The organism is Micromonospora sp. NPDC000089 (assembly GCF_042899365.1).
Classification (GTDB): Bacteria; Actinomycetota; Actinomycetes; order Mycobacteriales; family Micromonosporaceae; genus Micromonospora.
Genome location: NZ_JBIAZT010000003.1, coordinates 251,177 through 265,317 on the forward strand (window position 1 = coordinate 251,177; position 14,141 = coordinate 265,317).

Genomic DNA, 14,141 nt, shown 5'->3' on the forward strand with positions numbered 1-14,141 from the left:
CCCCACGGGGCCCTTCACCGGGGTGTCACCAATCGATCATGCACCGGACGCCTGCCGGTGCCAAAGCCGCGCCGGCGGATCCGACCGTGGGTCACCGACCCGGTACGCGCCGTCGGGTCAGCGGATCTGCATCCCGGAGATCGCCCGGGAGATGACCAGCCGCTGGATCTCACTGGTGCCCTCGAAGATGGTGTAGATCTTCGCGTCCCGGTACCAGCGTTCGACCGGATGGTCGCGCAGGAAGCCGGCGCCGCCGAGCAGCTGCACCGCCTTCTCGGTCACCGAGACCGCCACCTCGCCGGCCTTGAGCTTGGACATCGAGCCCTCGCCGGCGGTGAACGGCCGGTTGTTGCGACCCATCCAGGCGGCCCGCCAGACCAGCAGCCGGGCCGCGTCGATCTCGGTGCGCATGTCGGCGAGGGCGAACGCGACGGCCTGGTTGTCGATGATCGGCCGGCCGAACTGGACCCGGTCCTTCGCGTAGTCCAGGGCGTACTCGTAGGCGGCCCGGGCCACCCCGATCGCCTGGGCGCCGACCGTCGGCCGGGACAGCTCGAAGGTGCGCATGGCGGCCTGGCCGGAGGTGCGCCGACCGGACCGGGCCCGGGCCAACCGCTCGTCCAGGGCGTCCCGGCCGCCGAGCAGGCAGCGCCCCGGCACCCGTACGTCGTCGAGGAAGACGTCGGCGGTGTGCGAGGCGCGCAGCCCGAGCTTGCGCAGCTTGCGGGTGGCGCTGAGCCCGGCCGTGCCGGGCGGTACGACGAACGCGGCCTGCCCCCGCGAGCCGAGCGACGGGTCGACCGAGGCGGTGACCACGTGCACCCCGGCGATCCCGCCGTTGGTGGCGTACGCCTTCTGGCCGCGCAGCACCCACTCGTCGGTGGCCTCGTCGTACTCGGCCCGGGTGCGCATCGCGCCCACGTCGGAGCCGGCCTCCGGCTCGGACGTGCAGAACGCGGCCACGGCGGGTCGGTCGACGTCGCCGAAGCACTGCGGCACCCACTCGAGCAGCTGCTCGGGGGTGCCCGCGCCGTAGATGGCGGCGACCGCGAGGGAGGTGCCGAAGATGCTCATCCCGATGCCGGCGTCGCCCCAGAAGAGCTCCTCGCTGGCGATCGGGAGGGAGAGGCCGGTCGGGTCGGCCCAGCAGGTGGCGAGGAACTCGAAGCCGTAGAGCCCGACCTTCGCCGCCTCCTGGACGATCGGCCAGGGAGTCTCCTCCCGGGCGTCCCACCCGGCCGCGGCCGGGCGCACGACCTCGCTGGCGAAGCCGTGCACCCAGTCGCGCAGATCCCGCTGTTCCTCGTTCAGGTCGAGCGAGAACTCGGCCATCTCAGGCCTTGGGGATGTCGAACAGGTTGGCGATGTTGGCGGCCAGGCCCAGGTCGCCCTTGGCCTTCAGCTTGCCGGTCATGAACATCATCACCGGGTTGGCCGCGCCCGCGACGATCTTCAGAAACTCCACCGGGCCCATGGTGAGGCTGAGCTTCGGGTCGCGCTGCGGGGTCTCGTTGACCACGCAGGTGCCGTTCTCGACGACGACCTCGTAGCTGTCGGTGCCACCGTCGGGGCGGCCGGTGATGTTCCAGTGGATCACCGCGTTGGTGGCGCCGGCCCGGTCCGCCCGGAACAGTTGCGGCATCCGGCTGAAGACCTCGTGCAGGATCTTGCCGCGGGCGTCGCCGGACATCACCTGGGCGATCTTGTCGTCCGGGGTGGACTTGACCAGCTGGGCGAACTCCTTGGGGCCGACGTTGGCGAAGGCGCTCGGGTCGAAGTCAGTCATGGGGGATGCACCTCTCGGGGCGGGCCGACTTTGGTTACTCCGGCGTAACCTTACGCACGAGTAGGTATGCTCGCAAGGTGTCCAGCAGCCCGACCTTCAAGCGCCTGCCCCGGGCCGTACGCGAGCAGCAGATGCTCGATGCGGCGGTCAAGGTCTTCTCCCGGCGTGGCTTCCACGCCGCCAGCATGGACGAGATCGCCGAGGACGCCGGCATCTCCAAGCCGATGGTGTACGCGTACCTCGGCACCAAGGAGGAGCTCTTCGTCGCCTGCCTGCACCGCGAGGGCACCCGGATGACCGAGGCGATCGCCGGCGCCGCGGCCCCGGACCTGCCCGCCGACGAGCGGCTCTGGCGCGGCCTGCGGGCGTTCTTCGGCTTCGTCGGGGCGCACCGGGACGGGTGGGCGGTGCTCTACCGGCAGGCCCGCGGCTCCCAGCCGTTCGCCACCGAGCTGGCCGCGATGCGCGCCCGGCTGGTCGAGGTGGTCGCCGGGATGCTCGACCACGCGCTGCGCGCGCAGGGGCGCGAAGTGGCCGAGACCGAGCTGGAGGTCGTCGCGTACGCCCTGGTCGGCGCCGCCGAATCGCTGGCCGACTGGCTCGCCGACCACCCCGAGGCCGACCCGGAGAAGACCGCCACCCGGATGATGAACGTGGCCTGGCTGGGCGCCGGCCAGCTGCTCCAGGGGGTCACCTGGCGGGCGCCGTCATGAGCCGTCCCCGCGCCGGACGGCGGCCCTGCGGTGCGCCCGCCGGCGCAACCAGCGGGCCAGCTCCAGGCCGACCGTGACGACGACCGAGAGGCCCACCCCGGCCAGCACGCCACGCACCGGGTCCCGCTCGAAGGCCAGCCCACCGAAGTAGCCGAGCAGCCCGCAGTAGACCGCCCAGGTGCCGGTGGCGATCGCGTCGAAGAGCAGGAACGACCGTCGCGGGTAGCAGACCGCGCCCATGGTCAGGGTGACCGCCGTCCGACCGCCCGGGACGTACCGGGAGGTGGCCAGGATCAGCCCGCCGCGCGCGTCCACCGCCCGGCGGGCCCACTCGGAGCTGGCCCGCCGGCGGCTGTCCGCGGGCAGCCGGGCCAGCCGGTGCGCGCCGCCGCGCCGGCCGATGGCGTACGAGACGTGGTCGCCGGCTAGCGCGCCGAGCGCGGCCACCACCATCACGCCGATCAGGTTCGGCCCGTCACCGGTGGCGAACACCGCGGCGGCGATCACCACCGTCTCGCCCGGCACGGCCGGGAAGAACGCGTCGACCGCGGTCACCACGACGATCACCAGGTACACCCACGGCGAAGTGACGGTGTGGTGGAGCAGGTCGAGCACCGACTGCATGCCCCCATGCTCCGGTGACCGACCGGGCCGGGAGGCGCATCCGGCCAGAACGGCCGGCGCCGGGGACGCCGGCACGCCCCCGGCGCCGGTCAGCGGACGGTGCCGACCAGGTGCGGCCGCCCGCTGCGCGCGTCGTGCAGGGCCACCTCCCAGCCCGGGGTGGCGCTGAACGCCACCGTGGACGGCAGCGGCACCGGCGTCTTGAACGCCACGTCGACGGTGTACGCGTCGGGCAGCCGGCTCTCCAGCGCGGCCAGGCAGCGGGCCTTGCTCCACATCCCGTGCGCGATCGGCCGGGGGAACCCGAACAGTCGCGCCCCCAGCCGGGAGGTGTGGATCGGGTTGTGGTCGCCGGAGACCCGGGCGTAGTCCCGGCCGACCCGGGCGCCGACCCGCCAGTGCGCGGTCGCGGCCGGCGGCGCGGGCCGGTCGGCCCGGTCGCGCCGGGCGCCGCCGCCCGCCGCACGCTCCTTGCCGAGGTACGTCGAGACGCCGCGCCAGACCTCCTCCCCGTCGACGGAGGCGACCAGGACGACGTCGAGCTGCCGGCCGCGCTCGTGCGGGCGCAGGTTCTCCGCGTGGGTGCTGAAGTCGAGCGTCTCGCCGGCCTCGATCGGCCGGTGCGCGGTGATCCGGTTGGCGACGTGCACCACCCCGGTCAGCGGGATCGGGAACTCGGGCGTGGTCATCAGCCGCAGCGCCAGCGGGAACCCCAGCACGTGCGGATAGCTGGCCGGCAGCCGGTCGGTCAGCCGGAACCCGCAGACCCGGTCGTACTCGGCCAGGTGCGCCCGGTCGACGGTGATCCCCCGCACGGCGAGCTTCGTCGCCGGGACGGTGGCCGGCCGGCGGGACGGCCCGAGGCCGGGCACCGCGCCGAGCAGGGCCCGCCGGTAGAGCGCCCCCGCAGCCGGCATCCGGGGCAGCTCCAGCCGGGCCCGGGAGGCGTGCGCGGACAGGTCGTGGGTGGCCTCGTCGTCGACGTCGTGGCCGGCCGGGGCGGCCGCGCGGACGGCGGCCAGCTCCCGGGCGGAGATCACCTCGGTCGGGCCGTCGATCAGCTCGTGCAGCGAGAAGTCGTCGGAGTGTCGTTCCTGCCGGCCCGCCATCACGCCCCCAGCAGACTCTGGCCGCAGACCCGGACCACGTTGCCGCTGACCGCGCCGGACGCCGGCCAGGCCAGCCAGCCGATCGTCTCGGCCACGTCCACCGGCAGGCCGCCCTGGGACATGCTGTTCATCCGGCGGCCGGCCTCGCGCAACGCCAGCGGGATCCGCGCGGTCAGCCGGGTCTCGATGAACCCGGGGGCGACCGCGTTCACGCTGACCCCGCGGCCGCGCAGCATCGGGGCGAGCGAGTCGACCAGCCCGATCACCCCCGCCTTGCTGGTGGCGTAGTTGGTCTGGCCGCGGTTGCCGGCGATCCCGGCGATCGAGGAGACCGCGACGATCCGCCCGCCGGCCGGGATCAGCTCGCGCTCCAGCAGCACGTCGTTGATCCGCTCCTGGCTGGAGAGGTTCACGTCGATCACCTGGTCCCACCGGTCGGCGTCCATCCGGCCGAGCGTCCGGTCCCGGGTGATGCCCGCGTTGTGCACCACCGCGTCGACCCGGCCGTGCCGGGTGGCGAGGTGCTCGGCGAGCCGGGTCGGCGCGTCCGGGGCGGTCAGGTCGAGCTGCACCGCGCTGCCGCCGATCTCGTTGGCCACCGCGGCCAGCGCGTCGCCCGCGGCGGGCACGTCCAGCGCGACGACCGTGGCGCCGTCCCGGGCGAGCACCTTCGCCAGCGCGGCGCCGATGCCCCGGGCCGCGCCGGTGACCAGCACGACCTGCCCGTCCAGCGGGCGGTCCCAGTCGGCCGGCGGCTCGGCCGGGCCGGCGCCGATCCGGACCACCTGCCCGGAGACGTACGCGGAGCGACCCGAGAGCAGGAAGCGCAGGGTCGATTCGAGGCTGATCGGGGTGCCGGCGTCACCATCGGCGGTGACGTACACCAGTTGGGCGGTGACACCCCGGCCGAACTCCTTGCCGATGCTGCGGGTCAGGCCCTCCAGCGCGCGCTGGGCGGTGGCCTCCCGGGCGGTGCCGCACTCCTGCGGCGGGGTGCCGAGCACGATCACCCGGCCGCTGGGCAGCACCGCGCGGGCGTACGGGTGGAAGAAGTCGTACAGCTGGCGCAGGCCGGTGGAGTCGGTGATGCCGGTGGCGTCGTACACCAGGGCGCCGAAGCGGGCGTCGGCGTCGGCGGCGCCCGGTTCGCGCGGCTCGACCCCGGCGGCGGTGAGGATCTTCCCGACCGGCCCGGCGAGCCGGCCGCCGGTGGCCGCGCCGAGCAGCGCCGGCCCGGGCAGCAGCGGGTCGCCGGGCGCGTGCCGGCGCAGTAGCGGCGGGTCGGGCAGGCCGAGGCGCTTCACCAGCGCCCGGCCGGCCCCGGATTGGACGAAGCTCGCGTACCTGTCGGTCATGGGCGTAGCCTACTGGCCAGTAGGTTGTGGGCAAGTCCTGAAACGGAGGCGGGATCGTGCAGAGCATCCGGCGGGTCGCGGTCATCGGCGGCAACCGCATCCCCTTCGCCCGGTCCGGCTCCCGGTACGCGGGCGCGTCCAACGCGGACATGCTGGGTGCGGCGCTGGACGGCCTGGTGGCCCGGTTCGGGCTGGCCGGGCAGCGGGTCGGCGAGGTGGTGGCCGGCGCGGTGCTCAAGCACTCGAAGGACTTCAACCTCACCCGCGAGGTGGTGCTCGGCTCGAAGCTCGACCCGCACACCCCCGCGTACGACATCCAGCAGGCCTGCGGCACCGGCCTGGAGGCGGCCATCCTGGTCGCCAACAAGATCGCCCTCGGCCAGTACGACGTGGGCATCGCCGGCGGGGTGGACACCACCTCCGACGCCCCGCTCGCGGTCAATGAGGAGCTGCGCCGCACCCTGCTGCGGCTGAACTCGGCGCGGACCGTCGGCGAGCGGCTGAGGATCGCCGCCAAGCTGCGCCCGCACCAGCCGTTCCGGCCGGAGATCCCGCGCAACGCCGAGCCGCGTACCGGGCTGTCCATGGGTGAGCACGCCGCCCGGACGGCGGTGCGCTGGGAGATCGACCGACAGGCCCAGGACGAGCTGGCGCTGCGCTCGCACCAGCGGCTCGCCGCCGCGTACGACCGGGGCTTCTTCGACGACCTGGTCACCCCGTACCTCGGGCTGACCCGGGACCAGAACCTCCGCGCGGACACCACCCTGGAGAAGCTCGGCGCGCTCAAGCCGGTCTTCGGCCAGCACGGCCCGGACGCCGAGCGGGCCACCATGACCGCCGGCAACTCGTCCCCGCTGACCGACGGCGCCTCCACCGTGCTGCTGGCCAGCGAGGAGTGGGCGCGGGAGCACAGCCTGCCGGTGCTGGCCTGGTTCTCCTGGCACGAGACCGCCGCGGTCGACTTCGTGCACGGCGACGAGGGGCTGCTGATGGCCCCCGCGTACGCGGTGCCGCGGATGCTGTCCCGGGCCGGCCTGACCCTGCGGGACTTCGACTACTACGAGATCCACGAGGCGTTCGCCTCGCAGGTGCTGGCCACCCTGGCCGCCTGGGAGTCGCCGGAGTTCTGCAAGGACCGGCTGGGCCTGGACGCCCCGCTGGGCGCGATCGACCGGGCGAAGCTCAACGTCAACGGCTCCTCGCTGGCGGCCGGGCACCCGTTCGCCGCCACCGGCGGGCGGATTGTGGCCACCCTGGCCAAGCAGCTCGCCGAGGCCGGCGGCGGTCGGGGCCTGATCTCCATCTGCGCGGCCGGCGGGCAGGGCGTGACGGCGATCCTGGAGCGCTGATCGCCTTTGATCGATGCCCATACCGGCGTCACCCGAAAGAGTGTCATGCGGCCATAATGGGTCGCCACCCGGCGTGTCGGGGGCAGGGGACTCTCGTATCCGGATCGGGGCCGGCATTCCATGGGTACCAGCGTGAGTGGCCGTCGGGCCACCTCGTCCACCAGCGGTGCGGTGGTCGGCCGCCGGGTTCAACCGGTGTCGTGCCGTGGCTGAGGCCGCCGTGATCACCGCGCCGGAAGCGGTGGAGCCGTCGCCCGTCGCCGCCCGTCCTCGCGCGGTCGGACGCCGGTTGGTGTCCGCGGCCGCCTGGACGTCCGTCCTGGTCGTGCTCGTGCTGGCCTGGTGGTGGACCGACACCCCGGTCGCGAACATGATCGCCTATCCGACCTACTGGCTGCTGTGCCTGGTGCTGCCCGGCGCCCTGGTTCATCGGGCGCTGCGGGGCAGCCGCGGCAACCTCCAGGAGGATCTCGGCTACGGCGCCGCCACCGGCCTGCTCCTCGAGCTCGCCGCCTGGTGCGCCGCCACCGCCACCGGCCAGCAGGCGTCGCTGCGGTGGTGGCCCGTGCCGGTGGTGCTGCTCTTCCTCGCCGTGCCCCGGCTGCGCCGGCACTGGCGGATGGGGACGTCCCGTCCGCTGCCGGTCGGCTGGGACCTCGCCATGGCCGCCCTGTCGATCGTGGTGATCTGCTGGGCCGCGACCCAGTGGCGGGACCTGCCGTTGCCGCCGGTGGAGTTCATCTACTACCAGGACCTGCTCTACCACCTCGGCTTCGTGCACGAGCTGACCCGGACCATGCCCTTCGAGCTCCCGCAGGTCGCCGGCGAGCCGCTGCGATACCACTACCTGTCCGACGCGCACATGGCCAGCGCCTCGCTGATCACCGGCAGCCAACCGGCCATCGTCCTGCTGCGCCTCTGGCTGGTGCCGGTGGCGGTGACCGCGATGGTGGTGACGGCCGGGCTGGCGCGGGATCTCTCCGGCTCCTGGTGGGCCGGCCCGGTGGCGGCGGCCGGGGGGTACGTCGGGGTGTCGATCACCCTCGGCACGCCGACGATCGCCACCGGCACGATGCCACTCTCGCTGATCAGCCCGTCCCAGACGTACATGCTGCCCCTGCTGGCCCTGCTCGCCGGCCTGTGCATGGAGGTGGTCCGGGGGCGTCCCCTCGGCCCCGGCTGGGCGCTGACGCCCGCGCTCGGTCTCGCCTGCGCCGGGGCCAAGTCCAGCTCGTTGCCGCCGCTGATCGCCGGCCTGGCCCTCGCCGTGCTGGTCGCCGGCGGGCGCGCCCGGCGGGTGCCGTGGGCGGCGTTGTCGCTGCTGGCCGTGCTGGTCGGCGCCATGGCGGTCGGTTACCGGCTCTTCGCCGGTGGCGGCGCCGGAGTGCTGTCCCCGCAGGTCTTCGGTCTGCTGCGGTTCCTGGCGCCCTACTCCACCACGATCGGTGCGGGCAGCGACCGGACCGCCGGCGGCCTGTTGCCGCCGGGGCTCGCCGAGGCCGGTGTCGCCGGCTGGCTCTTCTGCTTCGCCGTGCTGGTCTGGTGGGTGGTGATGCAGGCCCCGCGCTTCGTCGGCCTGCTGATGCTCGCCCGACGGGGCGAACGCTCCGGCGCGGGGGACCCGGCGGCCTGGCTGATCGCCGGTGCGACCGTCGCCGGTACCGGCGCCACCTGGTCGTTCTTCCACCCGTCGGTAAGTCAGATCTACTTCTACACGGCGGTGATCCCGTTCGGAGCGCTGCTCACGGCGTGGTTGCTGGCCGCCATGCGGCCGCCGTGGCCGGTGCTGGCCGTCGCCGCGGCGCTGGGTGTGATCGCCCAGCTGACCCTGCCCGCCTCGACGCCGCCCGGACCGGACCGGGCGGCCTGGTTGTGGGGGCTCGCCGACCCGGTCGCCCGGGTGATCGGGCTCTGCCTGCTGGCGGCGCTGCTGTCGGCGGTGCTGGCGCACCTGGTGAGCCGCCGGCGCGTCCGCGGCGAGGGCGAGTCGTCGACCACGGGCGCCCGCCGCCCCAGGGCCATGCTGGTCGCCGGGATGACGGCGGCGCTGCTGGCGGCCAGCGTCGCCGAGGGTGTCGCCGGCCCGACGCGGATGCTGCTGGGCGGGCCCGCGGCGCCTCCGGAGGCCGGCCACCCGCTCGCCGTCACCGAGGACGAGATGCGCGCGGCGCTCTGGTTGGACGCCACCGCGGGGCCGGACGACGTGGTGGCCACCAACGTGCACTGCCGCCCGGCGCAGACCAGGCCGCACTGCGACGCCCGGGCGTTCTGGGTCACCGGGCTCGGCGGCCGGCGGGCCCTCGTGGAGAGCTGGGGCTACACGGACGAGGCTCTCGCCGCGAACGGCCGCGACGGCTTCGGCTATCCCCGGCAGCCGGCACCGGACCCGGCGGTGTTCGCGTTCAACGACGGCGTGTTCACCGATCCCACCCCGACGGCCCTGGAGCGGATGCGCCGGAAGTACCAGGTCCGCTGGCTGCTCGCCGACTCGCGCGCCGGGCAGGTGTCACCGGAGCTGGCCCGGCTGGCCCGGGTCCGGTACGTCGCCGGCCCGGTCACCATCTACCAACTGGATCCACCGTGAGCCCGCGTCGGGCACCCGGCGGCCGGAGGGCCCGCCTCCGGCCGGGTAGCGTCCTTCACTCGTACTGCTGCGCGCATTCTGTACCCGAACGGGGCCGGTAGCGATGGAATCAGTGATCTCCGAGCCGACCATCCTCTCCGTGGTCGTCCCGATGTTCAACGAGGCGGCGGTCATCCCCGCCCTGGTCGATCGGCTGCGGCCGGTGCTCGACGCGCTCGGCGTCGACTACGAGGTGGTGGCCGTCGACGACGGCAGCCGGGACGACACCGCCGCCCTGGTCGCCGAACGGGCGCGCGAGTGGCCGCAGCTGCGGCTGATCCGGCTGCGCCGCAACAGCGGGCACCAGGCCGCGCTGACCGCCGGGCTGCACCGGGCCCGGGGCCGGTGGGTGGTGAGCATCGACGCCGATCTGCAGGATCCGCCGGAGGCGATCGCCGAGATGCTCCGGCTGGCGCGCGAGGACGGCGTCGACGTGGTCTACGGGGTCCGCTCCGACCGCAGCACCGACACCCCGTTCAAGCGGAACACCGCGCGCGGCTACTACTGGCTGATGCGCCGGTTGGTCGGCGGCGACATGCCCGCCCAGGCCGGCGACTTCCGGCTGGTGAGCAGGGACGTCGTCGAGGTGCTGCGCCGGCTGCCGGAGCGCGCCCCGGTCTACCGGCTGCTGGTGCCCTCGCTGGGCTTCCCCAGCGCCGAGGTGCGCTACGTACGGGAGGCGCGCGCCGCGGGGGAGACGAAGTACCCGCTGCGCCGGATGGTCGCCCTCGCCTGGGACAGCACGGCGAACTTCACCGCCGCGCCGCTGCGGGTCGCGACCTGGCTCGGCCTGATCAGCTTCGTCGCCTGCCTGGCGTTGGTCGCCTTCGGGGTGACCGCGTACGCCTCCGGCACCGCGATCCCGGGTTGGACGTCCATGTTCGTGGCGGTGCTCATGCTCAGCGGCGTGCAGTTGATCTGCCTCGGCCTGCTCGGCGAGTACGTCGGCCGGATCTACGCCACCGTCCAGAACCGGCCGAGCTTCCACGTCGGCTACGACTCCCTCGACGGCCCGCCCCTGCCAGCGACCTCGGCGGACGCCGGCGCCGACCCGGACGCCGGCACCGACCCGGACGCCGCGCCGGTCGACGCCCAGCTGCCGCATCCGCGCGACGGCGAGCGGCCGACGCCCGGCGACGCCACCTCGTCGCGATCGGTGGCCGCCGCCCGCGGCTGACGCCCTTCGCCGCGGCCGCGCCCGCGGCGAAGGGTGGTATGGCCCCGGCCGCGGCGGGCGGCGCAGATGCCGGACAATGGCCCGGTGACGATCCCGAACGTGCTCGCCAACCGGTACGCCTCGCCCGAGCTGGTCGCCCTCTGGTCGCCCGAGGAGAAGGTCCGGATGGAGCGGCGGCTCTGGCTCGCCGTCCTGAAGGCCCAGCGGGACCTCGGCGTGCCGGTGCCCGACGGGGTGGTCGAGGCGTACGAGCGGGTGGTCGACGACATCGACCTGGCCTCGATCGCCGAGCGGGAACGGGTCACCCGGCACGACGTGAAGGCCCGGATCGAGGAGTTCAGCGCGCTCGCCGGGCACGAGCACGTGCACAAGGGGATGACCTCCCGGGACCTCACCGAGAACGTCGAGCAGTTGCAGGTCCGCGCCTCGCTGGAGCTGATCCGCGCCCGGGTGGTCGCCGCGCTGGCCCGGCTGGCCTGGCACGCGGACGAGTACTCCGGCGTGGTGCTGACCGGCCGGTCGCACAACGTGGCCGCGCAGGCCACCACGCTGGGCAAGCGCTTCGCGTCGGCGGCGGAGGAGCTGCTGATCGCGTACGAGCGGCTGACCGAGCTGATCGAGCGGTACCCGCTGCGCGGGATCAAGGGCCCGGTGGGCACCGCCGCCGACCAGCTCGACCTCTTCGACGGCGACGCCGCCAAGGTGGCCGAGCTGGAGCGCCGGGTGGCCGCCCACCTCGGGTTCCGCCGGGTGCTGGACAGCGTCGGCCAGGTCTACCCGCGGTCGCTGGACTTCGACGTGCTCTCCGCGCTGGCCCAGGTCGCCGCGGCGCCCTCGTCGCTGGCCACCACGATCCGGCTGATGGTCGGCCAGGAGCTGGTCACCGAGGGCTTCAAGCCCGGGCAGGTCGGGTCCAGCGCCATGCCGCACAAGATGAACACCCGCTCGTCGGAGCGGGTGAACGGCCTCGCGGTGATCATCCGGGGCTACCTGTCGATGGTCGGCGAGCTGGCCGGCGACCAGTGGAACGAGGGGGACGTCTCCTGCTCGGTGGTCCGCCGGGTCGCCCTGCCGGACGCGTTCTTCGCCGCCGACGGGCTGTTCCAGACCTTCCTCACCGTGCTGGACGAGTTCGGCGCGTACCCGGCGGTGATCAGCCGCGAGCTGGAGCGCTTCCTGCCGTTCCTGGCCACCACGAAGATCCTGGTCGCCGCGGTGCGCCGGGGCGTCGGCCGGGAGGTCGCCCACGAGGTGATCAAGGAGCACGCGGTCGCGGTCGCGCTCGGCATGCGGGAGCGCGGCGCGGCGGAGAACGACCTGTTCGACCGGCTGGCGGCCGACGGCCGGCTGGGCCTGACCCGGGCCGAGATCGACGCCCTGGTCGCCGACCGCACCGCCTTCGTCGGCGCCGCCGAGGCCCAGGTGCACAGCGTCACCCGGCGGATCAGCGAGGTGGTCAAGGCCCACCCGGAGGCCGCCGTCTACTCCCCGCCCCCCATCCTCTGACACCCCGCCGGTCAGGTCTTGCGGGTGGGGGTGTCGGCGGCCGAGGAGAGGTTGGGGGCGCTCGCCGGTTCGGCGATGCCGCCGGGGGCCTCGGCGAAGCCCGGCTCGTGCGCGGTCTCCGCGGCGATCAGCGGCTGGTCGTGCGGCATCTCGTCCGGGACCTTGGCGGCCACGATCACCGCCGTGCCGTACGCGCAGATCTCCATCCACATCTCGCCGCAGTCCCGGCTGTCGAACCGCATCCCGATCACCGCGTTCGCGCCCAGCCGCAGGGCCTCCTCGCCGAGCCGGGCCACCGAGTCGGTCCGCCACCGGGTGAGGTTGTCCGGCGCCATCGGGTCGTACGCGCCACCGCGCAGGTTCTTCACGCCCTCGCGGTACGGGTTGCGGGTCCGGGCCATCGAGGAGACCACCTCGCCGAGGATCTGGCGGATCTCGTAGCCGGGCAGTTGATCCGTCGTCACGACCAGCACGGTTCCGATCGTGTCAGCCGTCGCGCGACCGGTTCGTGAGCCGTGTTCACCTGATCGGATGCTGCAAAACGGCGCGGCCCGGACGGCGGGCGCGTAGGCGGCGAACCGGGCCGGCCGGCCCCGCTCCGTCGGACATCGGCCAGTGCGCTTGATCGAACCGTTACCGGCCGCAACACCCCGGATCGTCCCGCCCCGCTCAGGTAACGATTTGATAGCCCTCCTGGTCGGCAAAACGCCTGGTCAGACCCCTTTCGGGCGGTCGGTGCGCGGGCCGGCCGCCCGAGTCGTGCCGGTCACGTCGATCATTGACCGGACTGCGTCCGGCCGGTGCGTTCGGAGCGGAATCTGCCAGGTACGCTGGCTGCGCTCGCCCGTAGTGGGCCGGCACCCAACTGCGTACACAGTCAGGAGTGCCCAGTGCCTCGCGTCGTCGTCGACGTCATGCTCAAGCCCGAGATCCTCGATCCGCAGGGCCAGGCCGTCGCAAACGCGCTGCCCCGGCTCGGCGTCGATGACGTCGCCTCGGTTCGGATCGGCCGGCGGATCGAGATCGAGTTCACCGGCGCACCGGATCTGGACCGGGCCCGGGAGATCGCCGACAAGCTGCTCGCCAACCCCGTCATCGAGGACTTCACCGTCCGCGTGGTCGAGGCCGACGAGACCGTGGACGCACGCCGGTGACCGCGCGCGTCGGTGTGGTGACGTTCCCCGGCTCGCTGGACGACGGGGACGCGGCCCGGGCGGTCCGGATCGCCGGCGCCGACCCGGTCCGGCTCTGGCACGGGGACGCGGCCCTGCACGGCGTGGACGCGGTCGTCCTGCCCGGCGGCTTCTCCTACGGCGACTACCTGCGCTGCGGCGCCATCGCCCGGTTCGCCCCGGTGATGGAGTCGATCGTCGACGCGGCCCGTGGCGGCCTGCCGGTGCTCGGCATCTGCAACGGCTTCCAGATCCTCTGCGAGGCCCACCTGCTGCCCGGCGCGCTCACCCGCAACCAGCACCTGCACTTCCGCAACCGCGACCAGGTCCTGCGGGTGGAGTCGGCGGGCACCGCCTGGACGAACGCCTTCCAGCCCGGCCAGGAGATCCTGATCCCGGTGAAGAACGGCGAGGGCTGCTACGTCGCGGACACCGCCACGCTGGACGCGCTGGAGGCCGAGGGCCGGGTCGTCGCCCGCTACGTGGGCGGCAATCCGAACGGCTCGCAGCGGGACATCGCCGCGATCAGCAACCCCGCCGGCAACGTGGTCGGCATCATGCCCCACCCGGAGCACGCGGTCGAGGCGCTCACCGGCCCGTCCCTGGACGGCCTCGGCTTCTTCACCTCGGTGCTCAAGCACCTGGTGGGGACCCCGGGCCGGTGAACGTGCCCGGCCGGAACATCGGTCTGCTCCACCGCCCGGCGGGCGGCGACCAGCGCAGCGAG

13 protein-coding genes are annotated in these 14,141 nt (G+C 73.9%); 7 read left to right on the forward strand and 6 right to left on the reverse strand.

Annotated elements, in window-relative coordinates; translation table 11 throughout:
* Nucleotides 1-117: 117 nt before the first annotated feature.
* Together ACFY3U_RS07770 and ACFY3U_RS07775 are read right to left on the reverse strand one after the other, a co-directional pair.
* The gene (locus ACFY3U_RS07770) at nt 118-1,332 is read right to left on the reverse strand and encodes an acyl-CoA dehydrogenase family protein (protein ID WP_387196659.1); all 1,215 of its coding nucleotides are present in this window, start codon (nt 1,330-1,332) and stop codon (nt 118-120) included.
* Nucleotide 1,333: 1 nt separating this feature from the next.
* Nucleotides 1,334-1,786, reverse strand: coding sequence for an SCP2 sterol-binding domain-containing protein (locus tag ACFY3U_RS07775; protein WP_387196663.1), 453 nt, complete (start codon nt 1,784-1,786; stop codon nt 1,334-1,336).
* Nucleotides 1,787-1,863: 77 nt separating this feature from the next.
* Here ACFY3U_RS07775 and ACFY3U_RS07780 point away from each other — a divergent pair, with 77 nt between their 5' ends.
* The gene (locus tag ACFY3U_RS07780; RefSeq protein ID WP_387196666.1) at nt 1,864-2,499 is read left to right on the forward strand and encodes a TetR/AcrR family transcriptional regulator; all 636 of its coding nucleotides are present in this window, start codon (nt 1,864-1,866) and stop codon (nt 2,497-2,499) included.
* Here ACFY3U_RS07780 and ACFY3U_RS07785 read toward each other — a convergent pair.
* The 3 genes from ACFY3U_RS07785 to ACFY3U_RS07795 all read right to left on the reverse strand — a co-directional run bounded on the left by ACFY3U_RS07785 (nt 2,494) and on the right by ACFY3U_RS07795 (nt 5,587).
* Nucleotides 2,494-3,123, reverse strand: coding sequence for a DedA family protein (locus ACFY3U_RS07785; RefSeq protein ID WP_387196669.1), 630 nt, complete (start codon nt 3,121-3,123; stop codon nt 2,494-2,496). The two genes, ACFY3U_RS07780 and ACFY3U_RS07785, sit on opposite strands and share 6 nt — an antisense overlap.
* A gap of 89 nt (nt 3,124-3,212) precedes the next feature.
* Complete coding sequence (locus ACFY3U_RS07790; RefSeq protein WP_387196672.1) at nt 3,213-4,232, reverse strand: MaoC family dehydratase; 1,020 nt, start codon at nt 4,230-4,232, stop codon at nt 3,213-3,215.
* Complete coding sequence (locus ACFY3U_RS07795; RefSeq protein WP_387196675.1) at nt 4,232-5,587, reverse strand: 3-oxoacyl-ACP reductase; 1,356 nt, start codon at nt 5,585-5,587, stop codon at nt 4,232-4,234. Before ACFY3U_RS07795 ends, ACFY3U_RS07790 begins: the two co-directional genes overlap by 1 nt.
* A gap of 56 nt (nt 5,588-5,643) precedes the next feature.
* Here ACFY3U_RS07795 and ACFY3U_RS07800 point away from each other — a divergent pair, with 56 nt between their 5' ends.
* From ACFY3U_RS07800 to purB, 4 genes are all read left to right on the forward strand, one after another.
* Entirely contained in the window at nt 5,644-6,936 is a 1,293-nt protein-coding gene (locus tag ACFY3U_RS07800; RefSeq protein ID WP_387196678.1) for an acetyl-CoA C-acetyltransferase, read from the forward strand.
* A 205-nt stretch (nt 6,937-7,141) separates the two neighbouring features.
* Entirely contained in the window at nt 7,142-9,520 is a 2,379-nt protein-coding gene (locus ACFY3U_RS07805) for a hypothetical protein (protein WP_387196681.1), read from the forward strand.
* A gap of 103 nt (nt 9,521-9,623) precedes the next feature.
* Entirely contained in the window at nt 9,624-10,736 is a 1,113-nt protein-coding gene (locus tag ACFY3U_RS07810) for a glycosyltransferase family 2 protein (RefSeq protein ID WP_387196684.1), read from the forward strand.
* A gap of 66 nt (nt 10,737-10,802) precedes the next feature.
* Nucleotides 10,803-12,242, forward strand: a complete 1,440-nt coding sequence (gene purB / locus ACFY3U_RS07815; RefSeq protein ID WP_387196687.1) for an adenylosuccinate lyase — start codon at nt 10,803-10,805, stop codon at nt 12,240-12,242.
* A gap of 11 nt (nt 12,243-12,253) precedes the next feature.
* Here the strand turns inward: purB and ACFY3U_RS07820 are convergent, their stop codons facing one another.
* Nucleotides 12,254-12,868 (reverse strand): YbjQ family protein, encoded by a 615-nt coding sequence (locus tag ACFY3U_RS07820; RefSeq protein ID WP_387197609.1) that lies wholly within the window; start codon nt 12,866-12,868, stop codon nt 12,254-12,256.
* Between the two features lie 264 nt (nt 12,869-13,132).
* Between ACFY3U_RS07820 and purS the strand changes: the two genes are divergently transcribed.
* Both purS and purQ read left to right on the forward strand, forming a co-directional pair.
* A complete protein-coding gene (gene purS / locus ACFY3U_RS07825; RefSeq protein ID WP_387196690.1) occupies nt 13,133-13,396 on the forward strand; it encodes a phosphoribosylformylglycinamidine synthase subunit PurS in 264 nt (87 codons plus the stop codon).
* On the forward strand, nt 13,393-14,079 hold the full coding sequence (gene purQ / locus ACFY3U_RS07830) for a phosphoribosylformylglycinamidine synthase subunit PurQ (RefSeq protein ID WP_387196694.1): 687 nt from the start codon (nt 13,393-13,395) through the stop codon (nt 14,077-14,079). Before purS ends, purQ begins: the two co-directional genes overlap by 4 nt.
* Nucleotides 14,080-14,141: the final 62 nt, after the last annotated feature.